This is a genomic window from Streptomyces sp. NPDC053474 (assembly GCF_044544845.1).
GTDB lineage: Bacteria > Actinomycetota > Actinomycetes > Streptomycetales > Streptomycetaceae > Streptomyces.
The window spans coordinates 15,070-39,798 of sequence record NZ_JBITXV010000012.1 but is presented as its reverse complement, the minus strand read 5'-3'; the positions used below and the strand labels follow the sequence as shown (position 1 = coordinate 39,798).

The window sequence follows — 24,729 nt, the reverse complement described above, 5'->3', positions numbered from 1 at the left end:
CCTTGGCGCTGGTGGGTGACTTCGTGTTCATGCCACCCTATCGGTCCGAATTTTGCCGATCCTTGGCCGGTCCTTGGTGGTACGTGGAGAGAGGCTGTGGGCGGTGGCACGGGTGCGTGGGGCCACGTGGTCCCCGGGGCCCCGGCCTCCGGTGGGCGCCCACGCGCCGGCCTTCCGTGAGCGCCCCACGCGTCGGCGTCCGGCGGGCGCCTACGCGTCGGCGGATACCACGCTGTCGTACGGCTCCGCCGCGACCACCAGCACGCCCCGCTCCCCGCCGACCGGCAGCGACGCCCGCCGGATCAGCGGCTCCCACTCCGAGGGCCACACGGTGGCCGCGTCCCACTTGATGCCCTCCAGCTGTACGCCGTCCAGCCGGGCGCCCCGCAGATCGGCCCCGACGAAGTCCGTGCAGGCCCGTTCCACGTCACTGATCGCGCGGCAGAGGGTCACGGCCTGGTCATGGGCGTCGGCCAGGTCGTCCACGAGGTCCTGCGCCACGACGTCGGCGCCGAGTGGATAGCCGGGTACGGCGGCATGCTCACCGGCCCTGTCCCCTTCGTCCGGCCCGTCCCGCTCCTCCGGCCCGTCCGTGAGGCAGGGCGCGAGCTCCTCGTCGAGCAGCAGCCGTACCTCCCGTACCGCCCGGACGAGTTGTTCGGCCCCCGGCGCGAGGAAGTCCTCCACGGCGGCCAGATAGCTCCGGCCGATCACGGGCGAGGCGCGGCGCCGGGGCGTCGGCGGGAGCCGCACCTGGGCCAGGCGCGCGTCCAGGCGGCGGACGGACTCGTGCGCCCCGGCGGGCGCCGTGTCCGCCTCCAGGAGCTCCGCGAGGCACCGTGCCTCGCGCAGCGCGGCCCGCAGGGAGTCCAGGAGACCCACGGGGCCGAAGGAGTGGGCGATGCGCAGCGCCTCCAGGCGGTACTTCAGGCGCACCGCCGCGGGTCGCCGCAGCAACGCGTGGTCGGCGGGCGCCTGGGGCCCCTGTGCCGCCCTCGGCTCCCCGGCGGCCTCGCTCTCCCGGTCGAGCCGCGTGGTGACGGCGAGTTCGGTCTGCCGGTACGTGGTGGCGAGCATCCGGTCCAGGGCGAGGTCGGGGTCGCGGAGCTCGGGCGGGCCGCCCTGCCCCATGATCCGGTCGTGCACGGCGACGCCGACGCGGCGGTGCGCGGCGGCCAGCAGGGCGTCGAGCGCGCGGTCGGCCGCGCGCGTGTCCTCGTGGCCGGGGCCTTGCGAGGACTCCCGGTCGCGGCTCGGCGTACCCCCGTCGTGGCTCATCGCTGCCCCTTGTGCACGTCGCCCACGCCGGGACCCGCCAGGCCGAGGCCCACCCGCAGCGCGGCCCTGGCCCGCGCGAGGTTCTGCCGGACGGCGGCCTGGGTCGTCCCCATCGCCCGAGCGCTCTCCTGCGTGGTGAACCCGTCGAGGTGCCAGGCCATGGCGGCCCGCTGCTTGACGGGCAGGCCGAGCAGGAGGGCGGTGACGTGCCGGGCCTCCTCGCCGAGCTCCGCCGCGTGCGCGGGCGTCTGCCACCGCACGAGCACGCGCGGCTCCGGCGGCTCCGCGCAGCTGTCCTCCAGGCTGACCTGCTGCGCCACCCACGAGCGCCAGGCCACCGTGCGCAGCCAGGCCTTGGGGTAGCGGATGGCCACGCCCGGCGCGCACATCTGCGTGAACGCGTCCTGCGCGGCGTCCTGCGCCTCGCTCCAGGAAGCCCCGTGGAACAGCAGGAACCGCACCAGGGCCGGGTACTCGGTCTCGTGCAGCTCCTCGGCCAGCTCCCGGCCGGGCAGCGCGACCGTATCGGCCTCCAGCGGCCGTGGCGGACTCAGCTCAGCGCCGGCGGCTTCCTCCACGACGGCCACCCCCGATCGCCGGGGCCGAGGGAAGGCCGGGGCGGGCCGCCGCGCGGCCGGGTGCCCGTCGCGCCGCGGCGACGACCTGGACGTGATGGCCGTCGCGGGACTCCCGCAGCGACGCCCACGGGGCGGTGCAGCGCACCCGCTCGGTCAGGGCCTCGTGGGTGATGCGTGCCAGCTCCACCTCCCTGCCGAGCCACTGGCGGACTATCTTCACCACGCCGCTGACGACACTGACGAGCACCGTCGCCACTGTCCCGGCCACCACAGGATCCACTCGCGTGCCCCTTCTCGTCTCCGCACCGCCACCGCGCGGCGCCGCACGCTCAACAGTGGCGCTGTAGCGGGGAGTTGTGACATGACGCTGGTCACCTGGCAGCGACGGGCGAAGCTGGGCACAGCACGACGCGGCGCCCCGGTTCCCCGGGGCGCCGCGTCGTCACGCGCGGGAGGTCTAGAGGGCGCCCGCGCCCTTCGCTACCTCGCCGACCTTGCCTGCGGCCCTGGTGGCGTCGGCCTTCTTCAGCTTCCCCGCGGTCTCGTCCACGGTGCCGACGACCTTCTTCACGTCGACGGCGTCGAGCGGGGTCTTGTTCCCGGTGACGGCGGTGTCCAGCAACTGCTGTCCTCCGCCCAGCGGTTCGGCGGCGACGGCGGGAGTGACGGCCCCGAGGGCCATCGCGACGCCGACGACACCGAAGGCGGCCTTGGCGATCTTCACGGTCGTTCTTCCTTCCCGGCAGGGGCGGCCTGCGGAACGCGACGGCCATGCCGTCGGAGCGTCGAGGTCGGACACTCATCTCGCCCTGCCGCAACCCGTAACCGTTCCTCGGCCGGAAAGGTGACCGTTCGTCACCCGTTTGGCTCCGTTCCGCCGCTGAGCGGCTCGTAGGCGCTGATGACGTACAGGGCCTCGTCGTCGATCGCCTCCTTCTCCCAGTCCAGGGTGATCCGCGCCGGGTGTCCGTCGGCCGCGTACTCGGTCTCGGCCGTGTGCGCCTTCTCGCGCCTGGCCTGCTCGACCTCGTCCAACAGCTCGCCGATGGTGGGCACGTGCCCGGGCAGCTCCTTGACGACGCGGCGCCCGCTGTCGTCCAGGCCGACCGCCTCGCTCACCTTCCCGTCGCGCACCGTCACACGGAAGGTCCCGATCAGCGCGCGCTCGCCCGCACCCGACCTCAGCGTGTACGCGTACGAGGACGGCTCCTGCCAGCCGCCCGCGGGCCCCGCCTTCTCGACGAGCGCGGCGGGTTCGTCCCCACAGGCGGCGGCCGTGCCCGACACCCCCACGACCAGGACGACGGAAGCCAGGAAGCGGACGGGAACACGAGGACGCGCGACGGTCATGTCGGCCCTTTCGACGACGGATACCGCTGTGACGCATCCGGGGTCAGGAACGTTCGCGTCCGACATCGGCGACCAGCGTGGCGCAGTCCTTCCGCTGCACGCCGCCGCAGGCCCCCGGGAGGACTCCGGCGGCGGGCCGGAGCGGGCAAGCCCGGCATGCGGCGGTGACCGGGCGCCGCCCGGTCACCGCCCTGCACGCCGTGTCCGCTGCCGCCGACGTCATTTCCTCGCGCGGTCAGGGCCCCAGCACCTGTAGGCGACCCGGGCCACACGAGCGCGGTGGCGGCGAGCGGGGGTGACGGCGCGGCTGTGCTGCCGTCCGCAACCACTCGAAACTGACAGCCGTATACCTTTCTACCGGCCCGGCAGGGAGGAGACCGTGCCCGCGAGGGGGCTTTCTCTGACCGGTTCTGACTGGGAGAGCGCTCTCATCCCCGGTGTTCAGAGGGGTGGCGGGAGCTGTGCCGGAGCGGTCCCGTGCCCGTTCCGGGCGCCGAGTCCGCCCGTATCGCGCCCGCCTGCCGATGCCATGACATCGTGGTGCCATGGTCATCAAGGTGCGTCCGGCGTCCGTGTACGAGGACGTCCGCACGCTGGTCGGTCCGAAGGCGCCGGGGGCGAACGTCTGCTGGTGCCTGAGCTATCGGATCCCGGCCAAGCTCAACAACGAACTCCGCGGGCCCGCCCGGGGCGAGTACGTCGCCGAGCTGTGCCGCGCCGACCCGCCGCCCGGGGTGATCGCCTACGACGGCGAGGAGGCGGTCGGCTGGGCCGCCGTGGCACCACGCGCCGACACCTCGTTCGCCCGCAGCCGGAAGATCCCGCACGTCGACGACCTGCCGGTGTGGTCGCTGTGGTGCCTGCGCGTCCGCCCCGGCCACCGCAAGCAGGGCATCTCGCACGCCCTGATCGCCGGTGCCGTCGCGTTCGCCCGCGACCAGGGAGCTCCGGCGATCGAGGCGTATCCGCTCGACAACGGCGACGCGCGGGTCGACCTCACGATGGCCTACGCGGGGATCCGCCGGAACTTCGAACGCGCCGGGTTCACCCACGCCGCCGACACCACCTCGGTGCTCGCCGGGCACCCCCGGGTCGTCATGCGGCTCGACCTGCGCTGAGGGGCCGGCCGCGACCGCAGGGGATTCGGTCATTTGCCTGGCGCGATGACGTTGTTTCGGGGGAGTTGACGGAGCGGCGTCGAGAGCTGGTTAGGATCACGGCGTGGTTACGGCTTGGTCACCCCGGCGCATGGCGCGGGGCCGTGCTGGCGCGGAATCCCGTGGTACGACGGGTTCGCTGCCGCGGCTCCTGGCGCTCGCCGCGCTGCTGTTCGCCGTGGCCCTCGCGCACGGGGCGAGCCCCGACAACGCCGGGGCGCACCTGGCCACCAGCGCCGTGTCCGTGACGGGCACCGCCGCACAAGCGCCCGCGAGCGAGTCCGAGGCGGCCGCCCTGGCCGCGGACGACGGCTGCCACGGGGAGCACGGCTCCGTGCACCCGGACGAGCAGTGCGCCTCCGGACAGCCCGCACAGGGACCGGCCCTCGGCGCGCCCGGCCTGGCCGCGTCGGTCGGGCAGCAGGGTGCTCCCGGGCGCCCGCCCGCACGCCGCGCCTCCGGCGCGTACGCCTACGCGCTGACCCCCGCCGTGGCCCTCAAGTCATCCGTGGTCCAACAGGTCTAACCCGCGACGCCCGGCCCCGGCCCGCCCTCCGCCCGTCCGCCCGCACGCCCGGCTGTCCGTGGACGGCGGGAGCGGCCGTCGCCGGAGGCCGATCGTTCCCCACACCCCCCACTCACATCCGTCGTCGCCCCCCTCACGGCCGCCGCCGTCGAGGAGGCGCACGACCGGAGGACCCGTGTCCGTATTCCCCCGCGTGCCCGCCTGCCCCCGAGGGCGGCGCACACCGTGGCGGCGCAGGATCGCCGTGCTCGTGCGCGGCACCCTGCTCGCCGTCATGGTGCTGTGCGCGCTCGTCCACGGACCGCTCGACGAGTACCACGGGCCCCAGCGCCCGCCCGTCGCGGTCACCACCGCCGTTCCCAGCGCGGAGGACGCCGCCCCGCACGGCCCCCACCAGCACCACGGATCCGAGGAGTGCGCCCCGGACGGCCCCCTGCGCACCCCCGCCGCCCCGGCGGCGGACCCCCCGCCCGCCGGAGCGGGAGCCCTCACCGCCGCGGCGGCCGTCGTGGTGCTCGGAGCGCCGAGGCCCCGCGCGGCACACCGGCGGCGACGAACACGAACCGGCCGGACGACTCTCGTCCGCACGGCCCGGTGGCGCATCTAGACCGCTCGCCCGCAGCCGCGCCCCCGGCTGCCGCGCCCGCGGCCCCGCGGACACGGACCCCCGTCCGCCGCGAGACCGCGACGCGAGATGAACACGCACCGCGCATTCGTCGAGCGAGAGCGAAAGAGATGCAGTCACCGATGAACATCGCCAGGACAACCGACCGTTCCGCCCTGTCGGCCCTCGTGGGGGACACACCGCTGCTGCGCGTGTCCGAGCCCCTCACGCCCGCAGGACACGGCTTCTGGGCGAAGCTGGAAGGCTTCAACCCCGGAGGCATCAAGGACCGGCCCGGCCTGCACATGGTGGAGCGGGCCCGCGCCCGGGGCGAACTGCGCCCCGGCGGCCGGATCATCGAGTCCACCAGCGGCACCCTCGGCCTGGGCCTCGCCCTGGCCGGAATGGTCCACGGCCACCCCGTCACCCTCGTCACCGACCCCGGCCTCGAACCGTCCATGACGCGCCTGCTCACCGCCTATGGAGCGAGCGTCGACATCGTCGCGGAGCCGCACCCCACCGGCGGCTGGCAGCAGGCCCGCCGCGACCGCGTCACCGAACTGCTGCGCGCCCGCCCCGGCTCGTGGTGCCCCGACCAGTACAACAACCCCGACAACACCAGCGCGTACACCCCGCTCGGCCTCGAACTGGCCGCCCAGCTAGGCCACATCGACGTCCTCGTGTGCAGCGTCGGCACCGGCGGCCACTCCGCGGGAGTCGGCCGGGTCCTGCGCCAGCTGTACCCGGACATCGACATCGTCGGCGTCGACACCATCGGCTCGACCATCTTCGGCCAGCCCGCCCGGACCCGCGTCATGCGCGGCCTCGGCTCCAGCATCTACCCCCGCAACGTCGCCTACGACACCTTCCGCGAGGTCCACTGGGTCGCCCCGCACGAGGCCGTGTGGACCTGCCGCCGCCTCGCCGCCTCCCACTACGCCACCGGCGGCTGGAGCGTCGGCGCCGTCGCGCTCGTCGCGGGCTGGCTCGCCCGCACCCTGCCCGCCGACACCCGCATCGCCGCGATCTTCCCCGACGGACCGCAGCGCTACCTCAGCACCGTCTACGACGACGACTACTGCGCGCGGCACGGCCTTCTCGACAGCCCGCCGCCCGCCGAACCGGAGGTCATCGGCCGCGCCGACGAGAAGGAGGTGCACCGCTGGACCCGGTGCGCCGAGGTCGTCGACCCGCTGACCCTGACCGCCAAGACGGAGGCGAGCCGGTGAAAGCCACCCTCGTCCAGCTGCGGTCCTACGAGCGCAGCGTCCAGCTGCTGATGGTGAATCAGTTCACCATCAACCTCGGCTTCTACATGCTGATGCCCTATCTGGCCGCCCACCTCTCCGGCACGCTGGGCCTGGCGGGCTGGCTCGTCGGACTGGTCCTCGGCGTACGCAACTTCAGCCAGCAGGGCATGTTCCTGGTCGGCGGCACGCTCGCCGACCGGTTCGGCTACAAACCCCTGATCGTCGCGGGCTGCGTCCTGCGGACGGTGGGCTTCGCGACGCTCGGCCTGGTCGACTCGCTGCCCGCGCTGCTCGCCGCGTCGGCCGCCACCGGTCTCGCGGGCGCGCTGTTCAACCCGGCGGTGCGCGCCTACCTCGCGGTGGACGCGGGGGAGCGCAGGGTCGAGGCGTTCGCGCTGTTCAACGTCTTCTACCAGGCCGGGATCCTGCTGGGCCCGCTGGTCGGCATGGTCCTCACCGGGGTCGACTTCCGCATCACCTGCCTGGTGGCGGCCGCGATCTTCGCCCTGCTCTCCGTGGTGCAGATCCGCGCCCTGCCGGTCCGCGGCGGACAGCGCGCCCAGGGCACGGGAGAGCGCGTGCTCACCCAGTGGCGGGGCATCCTCACCAACCGGCCGTTCCTGCTGTTCTCCACCGCCATGATCGGCTCGTACGTCCTGTCCTTCCAGGTCTATCTGGCGCTGCCCCTGGACGTGCGCAGGCTCGGCGGGGACGGGCAGTTCGGCACCGTGGCGGTGGCCGCGCTCTTCGCCGTCAGCGGACTGAGCACCATCGTCGGCCAGACCAAGGTCACCGCCTGGTGCAAGGCCCGCTATGAACCCGGTGAGGCCCTGGTGCGGGGACTCGCGGTGATGGGCGTCGCCTTCGTGCCGCTGCTCCTCGCCACCGCGCTGCCCGTGCCCACCTCGCGCGTCGGGCTCTGGGCCCTGGCCGCCGTGCCGCCCGCGCTCGCGGCGCTGCTCCTGGCCCTGGGCACGATGATCGCCTACCCCTTCGAGATGGACACCATCGTCCGCCTCTGCGGCGATCGCCTCGTCGCCACCCACTACGGCCTCTACAACACGGTCTGCGGAGTGGGCATCACGCTCGGGAACCTCCTCACCGGCGCCGCGCTGGACGCCGCCCGCGAGGCGGGGCTCCCCGCGCTGCCCTGGGCCGCGCTGCTCGCACTCGGCCTCGGCTGCGCGAGCGCGCTGTACGGCCTGCACCGCACTGGCCGATTGGCGCCGCCCGCGCCGCGGCCCGCGACGGCCTGACCCACTGACCCGTGGCGGACGGGGGCAGGCGTCGTCTGACGCCTGCCCCCGGCAGGCCGCGCCATCCCACAGGAGTGCCCCATGTCCACCTCCGACCCGACCGTGCCCGGCCCGACTCCACCGCGCCTGCGCCCCTTCCGGGCCGTGCGCTACGACGAGGACCGCGCCGGTGACCTGTCCGCTCTCGTGGCCCCGCCCCACGACGACCTCGAACCGGCGCACGCGCGTTCCCAGCGCGTGCGCCCGCACCACATCGCCCGCCTGATCTACGCGTCCGACCCGCAGGCCGCGGCGGGACAGCTCCAGCGCTGGCTGCGACGCGGCGTACTGCGGCGCGACGAACACCCCGCCCTGTACGTGTACCAGCAGCAACGCGGCGCCCGGATCCTGCAGCGCGGAGTGATCGGCGAACTGCCGATCCCCCGCCCGCGGGGCACCGCCCGGGACCTGCTGCCGCACGAGGACGTGTCCGCCCACGTCGTACGCCAGCGGGCCGCGCACATGGCGGGCCTGCGCGCCCAACTGGAGCCGCTGCTCCTGACGTACCGCGGCACGCGGTCGACGGCCACGCAGATCACCCACCACATCACCCGGCGCACCCCGACGGCCGTGGCCCGCGTCGGCGACACCACCCACCTGGTGTGGGCGTGCCACGACGAGGCCGAGACGGCCCTGCTGAGCGCGGGCGTGGGGACCGGTCAGGCCCTCATCGCCGACGGCCACCACCGCCACGCCGCCTGTCTGCGCCTGGGCGCGGACCGGAGCAGCCCCTGGGCCAGCAGTCTGGCCCTGTTCGTGGACACCGTCGCGTATCCGCCGCGGCTCGCCGCGATCCACCGGGTGCTCCCCGGGCTCGATCCGGAGAAGGCGGCGGCCGTGGCCGCCCAGGTCGCCCGCGTCCGGCGGCTGCCGCAGGGGCCGCGCCCGCCCGGGCCCGACGAGATGGTCCTCGTCGGCGGAGGCGGGGCCTGGACCGTCAGCGATCCGGAACCCGGCGCCCTGCGCGACGCCCTCGCCGGGCGGCCGCCGCAGTGGGCCGCGCTGCCCTCGGCCGTCAGCGACCATCTGCTCATCGGCGCCGCGTGGTCGGTGCCGGAGCTGCCCGGCGCCGTACGCCACCACCACGACGCGGCCGGGGCCGTCGCGGCGGTGGCCGCGCCGGGCCGGGGCAGCGCCGTGCTGCTGCCCGCGCTCGGGGAGGAGCGGGTGCGGGAGTTGGCGCGGGCCGGGGTGCTGCTGCCGCGCAAGTCCACGTCGTTCGGCCCGAAACCGGCGATCGGCCTGGCCCTGCGGGTGCTCGGCCTGTCGTGACGGCTGCCCTTCAGCCGCTCCCCGCACCTGTCCGCCGAGCCGTGGCACAGCCCGTACGCGGACGTCATGGCTCCAGCACACGGGCTGGCCAAGCTGGCGGCAGGACGGCGACGGCACCGGCTGCGCGCCGGACGCGGGGGGCGGCGTGAAGGACGGACACATGCCTCGACGGCGAGGGCCGCGGGGGCGATGACCCCGAGGTGACGACGAGAGGCGCGACCTGATGCCCGACCGTGGGGGACACGGTCGGGCATCGTCGCGCCGGGACCGTGCCGGGAGCTATCGCGCGTCGACCAGTACGCGGCCGTCGGTGGGCGTGTGCGCTGCCGCGCCGCTGCGGTACGCGGCTTCGACCCGGGCCTGTTCGGCCTCGTCGGGAACCGCGTTCTTGCAGGAGACCCCGCCGGTGGAGCCCGACATCAACTGCGAGCACGGGCCGGGCTTGGTGTCGGGAAGGCCCAGGTTGTGGCCGATCTCATGGGCGGCGATGCGGGTCTTGTCGTAGCCCTGGGTGACGGCTTCCTGGCCGAGTTGGACGACGCCACGGCCGCCGGGGCGGACCGGGCCGAGGGTGGCCTGCGGCCAGCCGCTGGTGGCCACGATCTGGATCTCGGCACGGGTGCCGGGCGCGGCCTTGACCAGCTTGACGTTGTCGACGTGGGAGTTCCAGGAGGCGACTCCGGCCGTGATCGCGGCCTCCCAGCCCGCGGCCCGGGTGTCGTCGTAGCGGAGCGTCACCACAAGGGACGCCGTGCTCGTGCGGGCGGGCTCCGGGGTGGCCAGAGCGTGGGCCGTCGGTAACGCCGTGAGGACGACCGCCGCCGCGGTACCGGCTATTCCCAGCCGTATGTAATGCCGCATTGCTGTCCCTTCATTCGTGAGGCCGGCTCCCTCGGGAGCCGGAACTGTGGGGGGTGTGGACAGGCTGTACGCGGTGTTGATGGCAAGGGGTGGGTCAGCGACGGACGCCGTCTGGAGTGCATCCGATCGGGGGGCCGGACATGCGCCGCTCCCTTCCACGCCACCGGACTTCGACCGAGACGGTACAGCGCCGAGCGCGCGCGCAACAGCAGTCACAGGCATGTGAAATTCCGCAGGGCCGCCCCTCAACTCCCCGTCAGCGCTGGGGAAGCGCCGTTTCACGTCACGCGGCCTTGGCCCCCGCGGCGAGGGCGAGGACCGCGTCGAGCAGGGCGGCGGTCAGGGTGGGGAGCCGGTCGGGGGACTCGGACAGCAGGAACAGCCAGGCGAAGACGGGGCCGACCAGGAGGGCGTTGAGGGCGGCCAGGTCGGGGCGGGCGGCGAGTTCGCCGCGCGCGACCGCGCGGTCCAGGATCTCCGTGAGGGTCCGGCGCTGGGCTCCCAGGTACTTCTCGTCGAACCGCTCGTGCAGGGCCGGGTCGGCGTGGAGGTCGGCGAGCAGGCCGGGAACCGTCCCTGGCGGCGGAGCGGTCATGGCGTCCGCGACCTCGTCGAGCACGGCGGCCAGGTCGGCGCGGAGGGAACCGAGGTCGGGTGCCACGGCCAGGAACTGGTCCGGCAGCAGCACGTCGAAGATCATCTCTTGTTTGGTGGCGTGGCGGCGGTAGATCGCCGCCTTGCCCACCCCGGCCCGCGCGGCCACCTCGGCCATCGTGAGCCGCGTGTACCCCACCTCGCCCAGGAGTTGAAGGACGGCGGGGGCGATGGCGTCGTCGACGCGGCTGTCCCGGGGGCGGCCCCCCGGGTTGCGGGCTTGCTTTCGAGCGGACATGAGCGCATCATACGGAACTAGAAGTAACGATACCAGTGGTTCCGGAACTGGCGGATCCATTTCCCTGGTACGGGATGACCGACGGCACCGTCGCCGCGTCCCCCGTGCCACCGACAGAGCACACCGGGCACACCGGCTTGGAAGGAATGACCGATGCGCATCCCGAAAGCCGCCCACATCGCACAGCCGTGGCGGATACACGAGTTCACCCAGGACTTCCGGATCGAAGATGTGTGGTCCTTCCGCGCCCCCGACGCCGGTCCCGACGACTTCCCCGTGATGGTCAAGGCGCTGAAGACGGCGTACGACATCCGCGAGGAACCCGCCGCGGTCCGGTTCCTGTTCGCGGTGCGCTGGAAGCTCGGCGGCCTGCTCGGCTGGGACTCCGAGCGGGCGGGCCTGGGCGGCCGGGTCGCCTCGCTGCGCGACCGCCTCCCGGCCGACCTGGCCCGGACCGCGAGCGACGCCGTCCCCTGCACCGACCCGTTCTCCGAGGTGTACCAGCTCGACAACGAGGCGGCCCGTGAACTGGGCAACAAGACCGTCCACGCCATCATGCACGTGGGCTGGGTGCGGACCGACGAGGGCGAATACGAACTGCGCATGGCGGCCCTGGTCAAGCCCAACGGGCGGTTCGGGCGGATCTACATGGCCTGCATCCTCCCGTTCCGCTACCTCATCGTCTATCCGGTGCTGACCCGCCAGTGGGAGCGCGCCTGGCTCGACCACGGCCGCCCCAACCGGCGCGGCAAGACCACCGACGCGGGCTGACGCGCGTCGCGGCCGCCCTCGGCCAAAGGGCGCTCACACCTGGTGCTGCTCCAGGGCCGTGGCCACGGTGTCCGCGTCCGTCGGCCGCTTGTCCTCGCGGTACCGGACGACCCGGGCGAACCGCAGCGTGACGCCGGCCGGATAGCGCGAGGACTTCTGCAGGCCGTCGTAGGCGATCTCCACGACCAGTTCGGGGCGGACGGTCACGACGAAGCCGTCGTCGCTGACGGCCAGTTCCCGCAGGCGCTCGGTCTGCCAGGCGAGCATCGCGTCCGTCATGCCCTTGAAGGTCTTGCCGAGCATCGCGAACGTACCGTCGGGGAGACGGGCGCCCAGATGGAGGTTGGAGAGCTTGCCGGTGCGCCGCCCGTGGCCCCACTCGGCCGCCAGGACCACCAGGTCGAGGGTGTGCACGGGCTTGACCTTCAGCCACGAGGCGCCGCGGCGGCCCGCGCTGTAGGCGGCGTCAAGGCCCTTGAGGACGACGCCCTCGTGGCCGCGCGCGAGGGTCGCGGCGAAGAAGTCGTCGGCGGCGCGGCGGGCCGCCTCGTCGGCCGGGTCCTCGACGACGAGGCGGCGCACCCGCATCGGTGCGGGCACGAGCCGGGCGAGCACCTCGTGCCGCTCCCGCAGCGGGAGTTCGAGGAGGTCCTGGCCGTCGACGGACAGCGCGTCGAAGAAGACCGGGGACAGGGGCAGTTCCGCCGCCGCGGCGGCCACGTCGAGACGGGAACCGACGCGCCCGGCGATCTCCTGGAACGACCGGGGCCGCCCGGCCGCGTCGAGCGCGATGACCTCGCCGTCGAGAATGAACCGCGCCCCCCGCAACGCGCCCGCGAGGGCTGTCAGCTCGGGCAGCCGGTCCGTGATGTCGTCCAGGGTGCGCGTGTAGACGCGTACGTCGTCGGCGTCGCGGTGCACCTGGACGCGGATGCCGTCCAGCTTCTCCTCGACCGCGCACGGCCCGAGCTTGTCGATCCCCTCGCCGACGGACGGCGCGCTGTGCGCGAGCATCGGCTGGACGGGGCGGCCGACGGTGAGCCGGAAGTCCGCGAGGCCCGCCACGCCGCCTTCGAGCACCGCTCGGGCCACGGGGGTGAGGTCGCCCGCCAGCATCACGGCCCGCCGGACCTCGGCCGCCGGGGCTCCGGTGGCCCGCGCGAGCCCCTCCACGGCGACCGCGTCGAGGGCTCCCTGGCGTACCTCGCCGGTGAGCAGGCCGAACAGCAGCTTCTGCTCGTCCGCCGTGGCCGCGCCCAGCAACTCCTGGACGAGGCGTCGCCGTTCCGCCTGCGCTCCGGCGCCCGCGACGGCGGCCAGCACGGTGAGCGCCGCGTCCACGTCCGCCACCGCGAGCGTCGGCTCGGCCGCCGGGGCGACGGGATCCTTCAGCGCGTTCCAGCCCACCCCGATCCGCCCCTGGGGGAGCCGTCCCGCCAGGTAGGGGATGACCAACGGCACGTCGGCGGGTTCGGCGGCCCGGAACAGGTCGGACAGCAGGGCGACCTTCCGCGACCGCGCCGCCGTCGCCGCCACCTCCTTGGACACCTCCGCGACCCTGGCGAACAGCATGCGGCCATCCTGCAACGCGAGGTCTGATCCCGCACGGCGGGCCGCACGGCGTCGCGCCCCGGGCGGGTGGCCCGTAGCGGTACGCGCCCGGCACTGCGCGCAGTGCTGTGCTCGGTCCTCTACTCAGTGCTCGTACTCAGTGCTCGACGATGCCGCGCACCACGTCCAGGTCGACCAAGTCCTGAGGGCGGAGCCGCAGTTCGTCCGCGAGAGCGGGCACCTCCGCGCGCGGACGCTTGAGGATGGCGGCCGCCGCCTCGGGCGCGATCACGGAGAAATAGCTGTCCGGGGTCGCCCAGGTGCGGCCGGGGGCGGCCAGGGCGAGGGCGCCGCCGGAGCCGCCCTCGCCGATGACCAGGCTGGTGACGGGGGTGCGCGCGGCGGCCACCGCCGCGAAGACGTCCGCGATCGCGGCGCCCGCCCCCGCCCGTTCCGCCTCGGCGTCGTTCGCGGCGCCGGGCGTGTCGATCAGGGTGAGCGCGGGCACGCCGAGGCGGTCGGCGAGGCGGATGAGCCGGGCCGCCGTACGGTACCCGGCGGGGCGCGTCGCGGTGCCGCACTGGGCCACGTACGCGACCGTCCGGCCGTCCCGCAGCCCGAACCCGCACAGCAGGCCCGCGTCCGTGCCGCCGCACCGGTCCCCGCTGATCTCCTCCCGCGCGGAGAAGTACGCGTCGAGGTAGGCCTCCGCGCGCGGCCGCTCCGGAGCGCGGGCCCGGAGCACGGCCTCCCAGCCCGTGCCGGACGGTTGCGGGTGCCCGAGGGCGCGCGGCGGCGCGACGGGCCCCCGCGCGGGCGAGGTCAGCAACCGCAGCCAGCGCCCGAGGCGGGCGCGCAGCCGCTCCTGCGGCACGACCGCGTCGACGGCGCCCGCCGCCAGCTGGGCCTCGGCGGTGTACGCCGCTGGGTCCGCGTCCGGCGGCCGGACCCGGGAGCCCGCGAAGCCCACCTGCGCGCCCGGCAGCGCGAGCACGACGTCGGCGCCCGCGCCCAGGGTCGCCCAGCCGCCTCCTGTCGTCGGGTCGCGCACCACGGCGATCTGCGGCAGCCCGGCCGCGCGGTTGAGCGCCGCCTGGGCCGCCACGCGCTGGAGTTGGGACAGGGCCCGCATGCCCTCCTGCATCCGGCTGCCCCCGGTCGCGACGAGCGTGACGAGCGGCAGCCGGTGCGTACGGGCCGCCGCGTACGCCGCCTCCAAGCGGTCGCCCGTCCGCTCGCCGAGCGAACCGCCCAGATAGCGGAACTCGAAGGAGACCAGAACGGCACGCACCCCCTCGACGACGGCCGTGCCGCACACCACGGACTCCCTCTCGCCGGTGCGCTCGTACGCCGCCGCACGCGCGTCGTCGTACCCGGACCAGGAGAGCGGTCCGTCGGGCCGCACCGCGCTCGGCGGCTCGGGGAGTTCGGTGAAGTCGGCGGTGACGGCGGCGATGGCCTCGCGTGCGGAGACGCGGTCGGCGGAACGATGCGCATGAGGTGAGGACACGCCTCGTACTCCTACCCTGCGCCGTCCCGTCCCGTCGAGCACCGACCTGCCGGGCGGCCGTCTACAACTGGTCTAGGGGCGGTGGCAGATGTAGAGGGGGCCCGCCCAGTGCTCGCAGACCGGGCCGGTGGTGGGCGGCGGTGTCGGCTCGGGGGGAGGGGTGGGTTCGACCGGCGTCGGCGTCGGAGTCGGTGTGGGATCCGGAGGCAAGGTGGGCGTGGGCGTCGGGGTGGGTGTGGGTGCCGGGGGTTGCGTGGGGGGCGGCGTCGGCGTGGGTGTTGGCGTAGGCGACGGCGAGGCAGGCTCTGTCGGAGTCGGAGTCGGAGTCGGAGTCGGAGTCGGAGTCGGAGTCGGAGTCGGAGTCGGAGTCGGAGTCGGAGTCGGCGGAGGCGTCGGTGTGGGTGTGGGCGCCGGAGCCAGCGGCGACTCCGGCGGGCGCGGCGGCTCCGGTCGCGTCACAGGCGGGACAGGCCGCGTCTGCTCGGGTCGCGCGGCCGGGGCCGGAGCCGGGGCCTGGGGCTGGTCGGCAGGCTGCTCGGCGGGCCCCTCGGGCCGCGCCTGCGGAGGCACCGGGGCCTCGGGCCGCCCCGGCGCCGCGCCCCCGGGCGCGTTCGGCTTCGCCGCGGTACCCGGCCGGGGCGCGGGCACGGTGACGTCCGGCACCCCGTCGGACGCCTTCTCCGGCTCCCCGCCCGGCGCGTCCGCGGGACGGGACGCCGCGCCGCTCTCCGCCGTCACGGCGCGGGCGGGGGCCGCCGAGTGACCCGGGCCGCTCAGGACGAGGCCCGCGGCGACGGCGGCTCCGGCCACTGTCGTGCCGACGGCCCCGACGACGGCCACGGGCAGCTTGCCGCCCGCCGTGAGGGCGTGGCGCAGGCCGTGCAGCAGCCCGCCGGAACCGGGCGCGCTCCCGCCGGACGACGCGGCGGCCGCGGCACCGGCCCCGGCGCCCGCCCCGGCCGCGAGCGGCACCAGGAACTTGCCCGCGCCTCCGAGGACGAAGAGCAGCAGGGCGGGTCCCACGAGGGCGGGCAGCCGGTGGTTGGCGCGGGTCAGCAGGGCGAGGCGGCCCCGGCAGTCGGGGCAGCCGCCGAGGTGGGCGACCAGCGTCTCGGACTGCCGGGGCGAGGCCTCGCCGCGTATGTGCGCGGGCATGCGGTCCCAGTGGGTCTCGCAGGCCGGGTTCTCGGGCGCACCGGGGTGGGCGCGCAGGAAGGCCTGGCGCATGCCCTCGCGGGCCCGGTGAAGCAGCACCGCCGTGGCGCCGCGGCCCGCGCCGATGCTCCGGCCGATCGCGTCGAGCGGCTGGCCCTCCGCCTCGGCGAGCCACAGCGCCTTCACCCAGCGCTCGGGCAGTTGGCCGAGGACCCGCGTCAGCAGGTCCACGGAGGACACCCGCGCCGCCGGGTCGCCCTCGCCGTCGGCGACGGTGGTGACGTCGACGACCTCGGGCGCCCACGGGGCCTGCGGGTCGTGCGGCGTCTCCTTCGCGGCGGCCCGGCCCACCGACACCGCGAGGTGCCGCACGGTCGTCATGAGGTACGCCGCCACGTTCTCGATCTCGTGCCCTGCGGCCAGGCGCCGCCAGACGCGGAAGTGCGCCTCGGCGACCAGGTCGTCGGCGACCCAGGCGTTGCCGGTCAGGGAGCGCGCGTACGCGACGAGACGCGGATGCTCGGCCTCGTAGACGCGCGCGTACGCGGCGGTCGCCGCCCCGGACGCGGCAGCGGCGAGCTCGGGCGGACCGTCGGCGGGAACCTCAGGGGGGACGTCGGCCGGGACGTCGGACATGACAGGACACTCCTGTCCCACTGCGGGGGTGGTGGGTGAGGTCGAAAGACTAGGTGAGAAATATCGGACATATCAGGGATAGGTGACGCAGGTCACAGTGAACTCTTCATGCACTCCCGTAATGCGGGCACCCGCTACCGGGTCGTAGGGGTAAGGAACCGGCAGAAGTGGAGCTCGACCATGGCCGTCACGCTCGAACAGTCCGCCCGCGCTCGTCTGATCACCCCCGAGGGCCGTGAGCGTCCGATCTCCGCGACGCTGCGCTATGCGGCGAGCGATCCGCTGGCGGTGCAGGTGACCTTTCCGTCCGAGGTGTCCCTGGATGGCGCCGAGGTCACCTGGGTCTTCGCCCGCCGCCTGCTGGAAGACGGCCTGAGCGCCCCGGCGGGCACGGGGGACGTGCACGTCTGGCCGTGCGGGCGCGCGCGTACCGTCCTGGAGTTCCACGCCCCGCACGGCCTCGCGCTCGTGCAGTTCGACCGGGGTGCGCTGCGGCGCTTCCTGATGCGTACGTACGCCGTGGTGGGTGCGGACGGCGAGGAGGTGGGGCTCGACCTGGACCGCGGTCTGACGAAGCTCCTCGGTGGAGTCTGAACCGGCGGATCCCTCCCCGCACGCCGACGAGCCCGTCTGGGTATAGGTTAGGCTTACCTAACCTCGATCGCGTACGCGCGGTGTTCCACGTGAAACGTGAAACGGGCGGATCAGGATCTCAGGGGAGGAGACCGGGGTGGGTCACGGCTGGGAAGGCGTCGTCCTCAAGCTGTTCCGAGGCAAGGACTTCCGGTTCACGGTGACCGGTGCCGAGGACGTGACGGAACACTACCGTCGCCTGCACGTCACCGACGGCGGCATGCTCGCGCGGACCGGGGTGCACCCGACGATGTGGGTGCGGCTGTGGTTCGACAACGCGGGCAAACCCCATCAGCGCGCCTACACCCTCGTCGACCCCGATCCCGAGGCGGGCACGTTCAGCCTGGAGTTCGCGCTGCACGACGGCTGCGCGAGCGAGTGGGCGCGCAAGGCCGGGCCCGGCGACACCATCGAGGCGACCGTGCAGGGCACCGGCTTCGACCTGCCACAGCCCGAGCCGTCGCGGCTGCTCGTCATCGGCGACGCGGCGTCGCTGCCCGCGGTGAACTCCCTCATCGAAGCGATGCCGGGCATCCCCGCGACGATCTGGTTCGAGACGCAGCACGCCTCGGACCGCGAACTGCCCCTGGGTGTCGACCCGGCACTCCACGACGTGCACTGGATCGACCGGCAGACCTCCGGCGCCGAACTGGTGCGGCAGGCCAAGGCGGGTCTCGCCGAAGCCGTCGAGAGCACCGCCGACACCTATGTGTGGATCACCTGCGACACGACGACCACCCGCACGCTCGCGGCGTACGTACGCAAGGAACTGGCGCTGCCCAAGAACCGCGTCCACGCGCTCGGCTACTGGCGGCCGGGGCGCGGCTGACGGCCGGGAAGTCCGGCGCCGCGCGGGCGCTCAGGGCCGCTCGGCCAGCTCCACGGCGACCCGCCGCCCGGAGTCCAGCGCCCGTACGCCCGCGTCGGCGACGGCCGCCGCCGCGTATCCGTCCCAGGCGCCCGGGCCCGCCGACCGCCCCTCGGCCGCCGCCCGCACCCAGGCCCTGACCTCGCGGTCGTAGGCGTCGGCGAAGCGCACCAGATAGTCCTGCGCGATGTCCTGGCGCGCGCCGCCCCGGGACCGCACGACCATCGCGTGCTCGTCGCCGACGCGGGCGGTGCCGTGCTCGCACACCGCCTCGCACGTCACCTCGTAGCCGAAGCCGCAGTTGACGAAGACCTCCACGTCGACCAGGGCGCCGCCGTCCGTCTCGAAGAGCACCAACTGGGGGTCGAGCAGCCCGGCGGGCGCCCCCGACGACGGCCGGGGCCGGACCACGGTCACCGCCGTGATCTCCTGGCCGAGCAGCCAGCGCGCCGCGTCGATCTCGTGCGCCACCGAACTGCCGATGAGCATCGCGGACGTGAAGTGCGGGGGAGAGGACACGTTGCGGTGGCGGCAGTGCAGCATCAACGGCCTGCCCAGGTCATCGGCGTCCAGCAGCGCCTTGAGCCGCCGGTACGCGGCGTCGTAGCGGCGCATGAACCCCACCTGGATCAGGGGGCGCCCGGCCCGTGCCTCCGCCTCGACGATCCGCAGCGCCGCCCGCGGATCCGGCGCGAGGGGCTTCTCGCACAGCACCGGCAGGCCCCGCGCGACGGCGGCGAGCAGCGCCTGTTCGTGCGCGGCGTCCGGGGACGCCACCACCACGGCCCGCACGTCCGGCCGGTGGAGGGCGTCGAGGGCGTCGGCGTGCACGTCCGCGCCCGCGATCCCGGCCGCGGCCTGCTCGGCCCGCCCCGTGTCCGGGTCCGCGACCGCCACCACGCGTGCCCCGGCCGTCCGCGCGAGACGGCGCACGTGGTCGGCGCCCATGTGGCCCGCGCCCAGGACGGCCACCCCCAGCGGCTCGCTCACTCCACGAACTCCCCTCCCGCGCCCGGCCGTCGGGCCACCGTAGCCGCACGCCGCCGCACGATCACCACGCACCCGGCGACGAGCACCGCCGCGCCCGCCCCGACCAGGACGAGGGCGGGCCAGGCGGAGCCGTCGTCGGCATCCGCGTCCGGCTCCGGCGCGAACGCGGGCGCCGCGGCGGCGGCGTGCCGGGCCCGGTCCGGCGCCGTACGGGGCTTCGCGGGCAGCAGCGAGCCGACCGGCCGCACCCGGCCCGCCGCCGCGAAGCCCCAGTCGAGCAGCCGCCTGGCCTCCTCGTACACGGCGTAGCCGCCGTTCTGGGGGTTCATCACCGTCACCACGAGCGTGCGCGCGCCCCGGTGGGCGGCGGCGATGAGGGTGTTCCCGGCCCGGCTGGTGTAGCCGTTCTTGACGCCGATCAGACCGGGGTAGCGGGTGACGCCGTCCGCGCCGGTGAGCAGCCGGTTGGTGTTCTGGATGGGGTACGACCAGCCGCCCGCGGGGAAGGAGGCGACCGCCGTCGAGCAGTAGCGGGCGAACTGCGGGTCCGCGAGGCCCGCCCGGCCGAACACCGCCAGGTCGTACGCCGAGGAGACCTGGCCCGTGGCGTCGTAGCCGTCCGGCGAGACCACCTGTGTGTCGCGGGCGCCGAGCGCCCGGGCCTTGGCGCGCATCTGCCGGATCGTGCGGTCCATGCCGCCGTTCATCGCGGCGAGCACGTGCACGGCGTCGTTGCCGGAGCTGAGGAACACGCCGCGCCACAGGTCGGCCACGCGGTAGCTGCGGCCCGCCGAGACGCCCACCAGACTGCTGCCGCCGCCGACGCGGGCGAGTTCGGCCTCGGTGACCGTGTGCCGCGTGTCCGGGTGCAGCCGGGGCAGGGCCGCGAGGGCGAACAGCGACTTGAGCGTGGAGGCGGGCGGCAGGCGGCGGTGCGCGTCGCGGGCAGCGAGCACCTCGCCGGTGCGCGCGTCGGCCACCACCCAGGACAGGGCCGAGACCCCGGCGGGCAGCGGCGGTGCCGCCGATCCCGGCCGCACCTGCGTGCCGGGCCGGTCCAGGAGCGAGGAGGTGTACACGGGCTGCCGCACGGGCGGCGTGGGCTCGGCACACGCGGCGGTGCCGGTGAGGCAGACCAACGCCCCGGTGGTGAGGGCCGACGTGCGAAGGAGCGAGCGGCGCAGGGCGGCCGACAGAAATCTGATGGTCATTCAGCCACCGTAGGAGCGGGCTCCGGACGGCGCAGATCGGCTTGGCCCGGCCGGGGGCATCGGGCGGCCGCACTCCGCCAGTCGGGCGGTGCGCACGGCCCGCGCGCCCGGCGGCGGCGCGGCCGGAAGTCGACGACGGCGTCCGGGGGCCGGGGAGGAGGTCAGGCCTCGACGCTGGCGATGAGGTGGTCGATGACGTCCACGGGGTTCTCGCGCCGCCGGTACGCGGCGCGCTGACGGTCGGCGCCGCTGCCGTCGGCCTGGAGCCGGGACCAGGCGGCGTGCACCAGCGGAAGGTCACCGTGGCGTTCGAGGGCGGGCCGCGCCCGGCTCAACAGGCGCGCGGCCTGGGTGGCCGCGGGGGCCAGGCGCCTGGTGGACAGGTCGATGCCCGCGCCGCCGAGCCCGTCGCGCGCGGCCCGCCAGCAGGCGGCCCGCAGCAGCTCCGGCGGCGGGCGGAACGGGGGCGCCCCGGCCTCGATGGCCCGCAGCGCGTCGCAGGCCAGCGCCCGGACGACACCGGCCAGCAGGACCACGTCGCTCACCGTGGACGCCGCGTCCGCGACCCGGACCTCCACCGTGGGCACGTGGTGCGAGGGCCGGATGTCCCAGTACAGGCCGCCCCGGTCCAGGAGCGTGTCGGTGGCCACCAGATCGTCCACGAGGTCCTCGAAGTGGCTCTGGGACTCGAAGTACGGCGGCGGCCCCGACACCGGCCAGCGCCCCCAGACCAAGGTGCGCCAGCTGGCGTAGCCGGTGTCCTCCCCGTACCAGTAAGGGGAGTTGGCCGCAAGCGCCACGAGCGCGGGGAGCCACGGACGCAGATGGTTGCTCACGCGCAGCGCGGTGGGCAGATCCGGAATCCCCACGTGGATGTGGCAGGCGCAGGTGCTCTGCTCGTAGTCCAGGGCACGGAACCGCGCGAGGCTCTTCACGTAGCGCGGCGTGCTGGTGAACGCCGGTGGCACGGGGTGCCCGAGGACCGGGGTGCCGCTGGAGATGAGCCGCAGCCCCTGCCGGGCCGCGGCCCGTGCGATGCCGCCGCGCGTGGCCCGGAGCTGGTCGGCCAGCTCCGCCAGCTCGGTGTGCGGGTCGGTGCGCCCCTCGACCTGATAGCGCGTGATCTCCGTGGTGACCCGGTCCCCCAGCTCCCCGGCGGCGTCGGCCACGACCTTGTCGGCACTGGGGCTCAGCTCCCGGGTGACCGGATCGACCAGCAGGTACTCCTCCTCGACCCCCACCGTGACGAGCGCCGCCGACCCTGCCGTGTCCCCGGGGTTTCCCATAGGGGCCATGGTGACACCCGCAGGAAAGCCCGGATCTGACGGAATATCGCCAATTACGCCGTGCGGCGCGAGGGCCCCGGTCGGCACGTCGCCGGGGCCCTCGCCCGCTGTCAGCCGCCGACCGCGGCCCGGAAGCGGGCGGTGGTCGCGTCCCCGTCGCAGCGGCGCAGCCCGGCCTTCTCCAGGACGCGGACCGACGCCGGGTTGGACAGCTCCACGGTCGCGTACACGGCGTGGACGTCGGGGGAGCTCAGGGCGAACTCGACGACGGCGCGGGTGGCTTCAGAGGCGTAGCCCCGGCCCCGGCGGGACGGCACGACGCCGTAACCCACCTCCAGGACGCCCTCGGCGGGCGGCCAGAACAGGCCGATCGAGCCGACGACGAGACCGCTGCCGCGCTCGACGACCAACCGGTGGCCGTACGCGTGCAGGCCCTCGGGGTGGTCGGCGAGGAACCCCGCGATGACGCCGTCGCCGTCGGCGGGGAAGTCCTCCGCCCAGTCCGCAAGCCGTGTGTCGGCCACGACGGCGGCGAGCTCGGCGGACGACCACGTGCGCAGCACGAGCCGGTCCGTGGCCAGGTCCGCCCCCGTCAGCGAGAAGGACGCGAAGGCGGGGGAGGGAGAAGCCGCAGGGACATCAGGGGAGAGCGGGAAAGAGGAGAAAGACACGTGGGACTCCTGGTCGTTCGGACGACCGGGCCGCTCACTGTCCTTGCGCGGCCCGGACTTGGGCATGCCGATGACGGGCCTGGCAGGCCATAGTCATCAACCTCCCTCGTTGGAACGGCAGTCGTGGGCGGGCGCGGAGGCCGCGCGCGCCGGGTGATCATAGCAAGGGGACTCGGTGGCCGGTGCCGGGGCGGGAGGCCGCGGCTGAGCGGGTTCGCGCAGGGGGCGCAGGAGCAGCCAGCCGATGGCGGGCAGCACGATCAGCGGCGCCAGGGCGGTGCGCAGGGACGTGGCGTCGGCGAGGGTGCCGATGAGCGGGCTGGCGACGCCGCCGATGCTGACGGTCAGGCCCAGCGTGACCCCGCTCGCGGTGCCGACGCGGCTCGGCAGATAGTCCTGGCCGAGGGTGACGTGCAGGGAGAAGGGCACGTACAGGCCCGCCGACGTGAGCGCCACGCACCCGTAGAGCAGCGGTCCAGGGACCAGGACGACACCGGCGACGGCGAGCACGCTCACGGCGTACGACCACCGCACCACCGTGACGCGGCTGTAGCGGGTGGCGAGGCGACCGCCGATCACCGTGCCGACGGCGCCGCCGATGTAGAGCACGAACAGACCCGCCGTACCGGCGACTTCACCGCCGCCGACGCGCTCGCGCACGTACAGCGCGATGAACGCGCTCAACCCGACGAACACGATCGAGCGGCACACGATCGCGCCGGAGAGGCGCAGGAACGAGGCCCAGTCGTCGGCGCCGGTGCCCTTGGCCGCGCGGGCGGCCGCCGCCGTGGCCGCGAGGGGCGCCTTGACCTCGCGCAGCGCCGCCGCGCACAGGACCGCACCGGCGAGCGCGGGGACGACCAGGAGCGGCGAGGCCCGCAGCCCGCCGGTGGCGATGACAGCGGCGACGAGCAGCGGGGCCGTGGCGAAGCCGATGTTGCCGCCGAGGGAGAACCAGCCCATCCCCGTGTGGCTGCCGCGGCTGGCGACGCGCGCCACCCGCGCGGCCTCGGGGTGGTAGGCGGCGACACCGACACCGGACACGGCGACCACCACCAGCGTGAGGGCGTAGGAGTCGAAGACGCCGCTGAGCGCGACACCGGCACCGCCGACGACCGTGCTCACCGGCAGCAGCCACGGCATCGCCCACCGGTCGGTGAGCGCCCCGAACAGCGGCTGCACCACCGACGACAGGAGCGACGCGGCCAGGACGATGCCGGAGGCGGCGGCGTAGGTATACGCCCGCTCGGACACGAAGTACGGGACCAGGGCGGCCACGGCTCCCTGGTAGACATCCACACAGGTGTGGCCGAAGGACATCAGGGTCAGGGGCCTGTTGCGAGGTGAGGGCTTGGACACGGACCGATCGTCGCCCCGCCGCGCCCTGTCGGGCTTCCGATAAAATGCCAAGGTCTGCCGATTTTCCGCCACCCTGGCGAACGCCGTACGGAGAGGCTCCCCGCATGCCGGAAGGTGAGGCCCTGCCGGAACGGGAGCCCGTCCGCTACACCCCCGTGGCCCCGACCCACGTCAGGGTCCTCGCCCCGGGGGACCGCATCGACGCGCACCGGCACGACGACCACCAGATCGCCTACGCGGGCTCCGGGGTCGTCGCCGTCACCACGGACGCCGGTACGTGGTACGCGCCCGGCACCCGCGCCATCTGGGTGCCCGCGGGCACCGTCCACTCCCACCGGGCCTACGGCCACCTGGAGATGTACTTCGTCGGCCTGCCCGCCGACGACAACCCGCTGCACCTGGACGAGCCGACCGTCCTCGCCGTCAGCCCGCTGCTGCGCGAGCTGATCATCGAGTACGCCCGCGGGCCCAAGGACGGCAGCGCGGAGCGCCGTCGGCTGCGCGCGGTCCTGCGCGACCAGCTGCGCGCGTCCCCGCAGCAGCCGGTGCGGCTGCCCACGCCCGCGGACCCGCGCCTGGTGGCGGTCTGCGCGCTCGTCCACGGGGACCCCGCCGATCCGCGCACCCTCGCCGAGCTCGGCGCCGCGACCGGGGTCGGCGAGCGCACCCTCAGCCGTCTCTTCCGCGCCGAACTCGGCATGACCTTCCCGCAGTGGCGCACCCAGTCGCGGCTGTACCACGCGCTGCGGATGCTCGGCGACGGCCTGCCCGTCACCGCCGTCGCGCACCGCTGCGGCTGGTCCTCGACGAGCGCGTTCATCGACGTCTTCCGGCGCTCGTTCGGCTATACGCCGGGCACCCACCAGCGGCGCGCCTGAGCCGCGCGCACCGGCGCGCTGCTCCGTACGCCCCGCTTGTGGGGGATCGCGACACACCGAGCGGATCAACAAACCTGGGGGTACCACGGCCCGCGTGCCACCGTTCCGTTGGCTGCGGCCCGCGGACGGGCGGGCTCCAGAACGGAG

25 protein-coding genes are annotated in these 24,729 nt (G+C 74.7%); 10 read left to right on the top strand and 15 right to left on the bottom strand.

From position 1 onward, the window contains the following. Positions 1-210 precede the first annotated feature (210 nt). The 5 genes from ACIG3E_RS27225 to ACIG3E_RS27205 all read right to left on the bottom strand — a co-directional run bounded on the left by ACIG3E_RS27225 (position 211) and on the right by ACIG3E_RS27205 (position 3,206). The gene (locus ACIG3E_RS27225) at positions 211-1,278 is read right to left on the bottom strand and encodes a hypothetical protein (protein WP_399621565.1); all 1,068 of its coding nucleotides are present in this window, start codon (positions 1,276-1,278) and stop codon (positions 211-213) included. Continuing rightward, positions 1,275-1,856, bottom strand: coding sequence for an RNA polymerase sigma factor (locus tag ACIG3E_RS27220; protein WP_399621563.1), 582 nt, complete (start codon positions 1,854-1,856; stop codon positions 1,275-1,277). Before ACIG3E_RS27220 ends, ACIG3E_RS27225 begins: the two co-directional genes overlap by 4 nt. Next, a complete protein-coding gene (locus tag ACIG3E_RS27215; protein WP_399621560.1) occupies positions 1,834-2,136 on the bottom strand; it encodes a hypothetical protein in 303 nt (100 codons plus the stop codon). Before ACIG3E_RS27215 ends, ACIG3E_RS27220 begins: the two co-directional genes overlap by 23 nt. Before the next feature lie 177 nt (positions 2,137-2,313). Continuing rightward, the gene (locus ACIG3E_RS27210; protein WP_138965182.1) at positions 2,314-2,580 is read right to left on the bottom strand and encodes a hypothetical protein; all 267 of its coding nucleotides are present in this window, start codon (positions 2,578-2,580) and stop codon (positions 2,314-2,316) included. 131 nt (positions 2,581-2,711) lie between these two features. Further along, complete coding sequence (locus ACIG3E_RS27205) at positions 2,712-3,206, bottom strand: DUF6174 domain-containing protein (protein ID WP_399621557.1); 495 nt, start codon at positions 3,204-3,206, stop codon at positions 2,712-2,714. A gap of 545 nt (positions 3,207-3,751) precedes the next feature. Between ACIG3E_RS27205 and ACIG3E_RS27200 the strand changes: the two genes are divergently transcribed. From ACIG3E_RS27200 to ACIG3E_RS27175, 6 genes are all read left to right on the top strand, one after another. Then, positions 3,752-4,324: a GNAT family N-acetyltransferase gene (locus ACIG3E_RS27200; RefSeq protein WP_399621554.1), complete on the top strand. Its 573-nt coding sequence runs from the start codon at positions 3,752-3,754 to the stop codon at positions 4,322-4,324. Between the two features lie 103 nt (positions 4,325-4,427). Continuing rightward, positions 4,428-4,889, top strand: coding sequence for a hypothetical protein (locus ACIG3E_RS27195; protein WP_399621550.1), 462 nt, complete (start codon positions 4,428-4,430; stop codon positions 4,887-4,889). 175 nt (positions 4,890-5,064) lie between these two features. Beyond that, the gene (locus ACIG3E_RS27190) at positions 5,065-5,496 is read left to right on the top strand and encodes a hypothetical protein (protein WP_399621547.1); all 432 of its coding nucleotides are present in this window, start codon (positions 5,065-5,067) and stop codon (positions 5,494-5,496) included. Positions 5,497-5,636: 140 nt separating this feature from the next. After that, positions 5,637-6,722: a PLP-dependent cysteine synthase family protein gene (locus ACIG3E_RS27185; protein ID WP_399621544.1), complete on the top strand. Its 1,086-nt coding sequence runs from the start codon at positions 5,637-5,639 to the stop codon at positions 6,720-6,722. Then, the gene (locus ACIG3E_RS27180; protein ID WP_399621542.1) at positions 6,719-7,999 is read left to right on the top strand and encodes an MFS transporter; all 1,281 of its coding nucleotides are present in this window, start codon (positions 6,719-6,721) and stop codon (positions 7,997-7,999) included. The genes ACIG3E_RS27185 and ACIG3E_RS27180 overlap by 4 nt, the downstream gene beginning before the upstream one ends. Positions 8,000-8,080: 81 nt before the next feature. Then, on the top strand, positions 8,081-9,310 hold the full coding sequence (locus ACIG3E_RS27175) for a DUF1015 domain-containing protein (RefSeq protein ID WP_399621540.1): 1,230 nt from the start codon (positions 8,081-8,083) through the stop codon (positions 9,308-9,310). Between the two features lie 279 nt (positions 9,311-9,589). Here the strand turns inward: ACIG3E_RS27175 and ACIG3E_RS27170 are convergent, their stop codons facing one another. Both ACIG3E_RS27170 and ACIG3E_RS27165 read right to left on the bottom strand, forming a co-directional pair. Further along, entirely contained in the window at positions 9,590-10,171 is a 582-nt protein-coding gene (locus tag ACIG3E_RS27170) for a snapalysin family zinc-dependent metalloprotease (RefSeq protein WP_399621537.1), read from the bottom strand. Between the two features lie 283 nt (positions 10,172-10,454). Then, positions 10,455-11,063 (bottom strand): TetR/AcrR family transcriptional regulator, encoded by a 609-nt coding sequence (locus ACIG3E_RS27165; RefSeq protein ID WP_399621535.1) that lies wholly within the window; start codon positions 11,061-11,063, stop codon positions 10,455-10,457. Between the two features lie 153 nt (positions 11,064-11,216). Here ACIG3E_RS27165 and ACIG3E_RS27160 point away from each other — a divergent pair, with 153 nt between their 5' ends. Next, the gene (locus ACIG3E_RS27160) at positions 11,217-11,834 is read left to right on the top strand and encodes a DUF2867 domain-containing protein (RefSeq protein WP_399621533.1); all 618 of its coding nucleotides are present in this window, start codon (positions 11,217-11,219) and stop codon (positions 11,832-11,834) included. A 33-nt stretch (positions 11,835-11,867) separates the two neighbouring features. Here the strand turns inward: ACIG3E_RS27160 and ACIG3E_RS27155 are convergent, their stop codons facing one another. The 3 genes from ACIG3E_RS27155 to ACIG3E_RS27145 form a co-directional block, all read right to left on the bottom strand. Then, positions 11,868-13,406, bottom strand: coding sequence for an ATP-dependent DNA ligase (locus ACIG3E_RS27155; protein ID WP_399621531.1), 1,539 nt, complete (start codon positions 13,404-13,406; stop codon positions 11,868-11,870). Positions 13,407-13,542: 136 nt separating this feature from the next. Continuing rightward, positions 13,543-14,895 carry a carboxyl transferase domain-containing protein gene (locus tag ACIG3E_RS27150; RefSeq protein ID WP_399621528.1) on the bottom strand — a complete coding sequence of 451 codons (1,353 nt, stop codon included), beginning with the start codon at positions 14,893-14,895 and terminating at the stop codon, positions 13,543-13,545. Between the two features lie 72 nt (positions 14,896-14,967). Further along, positions 14,968-16,686, bottom strand: a complete 1,719-nt coding sequence (locus ACIG3E_RS27145; protein ID WP_399621525.1) for a sigma factor — start codon at positions 16,684-16,686, stop codon at positions 14,968-14,970. A gap of 180 nt (positions 16,687-16,866) precedes the next feature. On the opposite strand from ACIG3E_RS27145, the gene ACIG3E_RS27140 reads away from it, so the two are divergent. Then, positions 16,867-17,280 (top strand): SsgA family sporulation/cell division regulator, encoded by a 414-nt coding sequence (locus ACIG3E_RS27140; protein WP_399622216.1) that lies wholly within the window; start codon positions 16,867-16,869, stop codon positions 17,278-17,280. A gap of 136 nt (positions 17,281-17,416) precedes the next feature. Then, positions 17,417-18,148 (top strand): siderophore-interacting protein, encoded by a 732-nt coding sequence (locus tag ACIG3E_RS27135; RefSeq protein WP_399621522.1) that lies wholly within the window; start codon positions 17,417-17,419, stop codon positions 18,146-18,148. A 30-nt stretch (positions 18,149-18,178) separates the two neighbouring features. Here ACIG3E_RS27135 and ACIG3E_RS27130 read toward each other — a convergent pair whose 3' ends face one another. The 5 genes from ACIG3E_RS27130 to ACIG3E_RS27110 all read right to left on the bottom strand — a co-directional run bounded on the left by ACIG3E_RS27130 (position 18,179) and on the right by ACIG3E_RS27110 (position 23,665). Continuing rightward, positions 18,179-19,177 carry a Gfo/Idh/MocA family protein gene (locus ACIG3E_RS27130; RefSeq protein WP_399621519.1) on the bottom strand — a complete coding sequence of 333 codons (999 nt, stop codon included), beginning with the start codon at positions 19,175-19,177 and terminating at the stop codon, positions 18,179-18,181. Beyond that, positions 19,174-20,388, bottom strand: a complete 1,215-nt coding sequence (locus ACIG3E_RS27125; protein ID WP_399621517.1) for a D-alanyl-D-alanine carboxypeptidase family protein — start codon at positions 20,386-20,388, stop codon at positions 19,174-19,176. The genes ACIG3E_RS27130 and ACIG3E_RS27125 overlap by 4 nt, the downstream gene beginning before the upstream one ends. Before the next feature lie 161 nt (positions 20,389-20,549). After that, positions 20,550-21,674, bottom strand: coding sequence for a glutamate--cysteine ligase (locus ACIG3E_RS27120; protein WP_399621514.1), 1,125 nt, complete (start codon positions 21,672-21,674; stop codon positions 20,550-20,552). Between the two features lie 110 nt (positions 21,675-21,784). After that, the gene (locus ACIG3E_RS27115; RefSeq protein ID WP_399622214.1) at positions 21,785-22,270 is read right to left on the bottom strand and encodes a GNAT family N-acetyltransferase; all 486 of its coding nucleotides are present in this window, start codon (positions 22,268-22,270) and stop codon (positions 21,785-21,787) included. Positions 22,271-22,441: 171 nt separating this feature from the next. After that, positions 22,442-23,665 (bottom strand): MFS transporter, encoded by a 1,224-nt coding sequence (locus ACIG3E_RS27110; RefSeq protein WP_399622212.1) that lies wholly within the window; start codon positions 23,663-23,665, stop codon positions 22,442-22,444. Positions 23,666-23,808: 143 nt separating this feature from the next. Between ACIG3E_RS27110 and ACIG3E_RS27105 the strand changes: the two genes are divergently transcribed. Then, the gene (locus ACIG3E_RS27105) at positions 23,809-24,582 is read left to right on the top strand and encodes an AraC family transcriptional regulator (protein ID WP_399621511.1); all 774 of its coding nucleotides are present in this window, start codon (positions 23,809-23,811) and stop codon (positions 24,580-24,582) included. Positions 24,583-24,729: the final 147 nt, after the last annotated feature.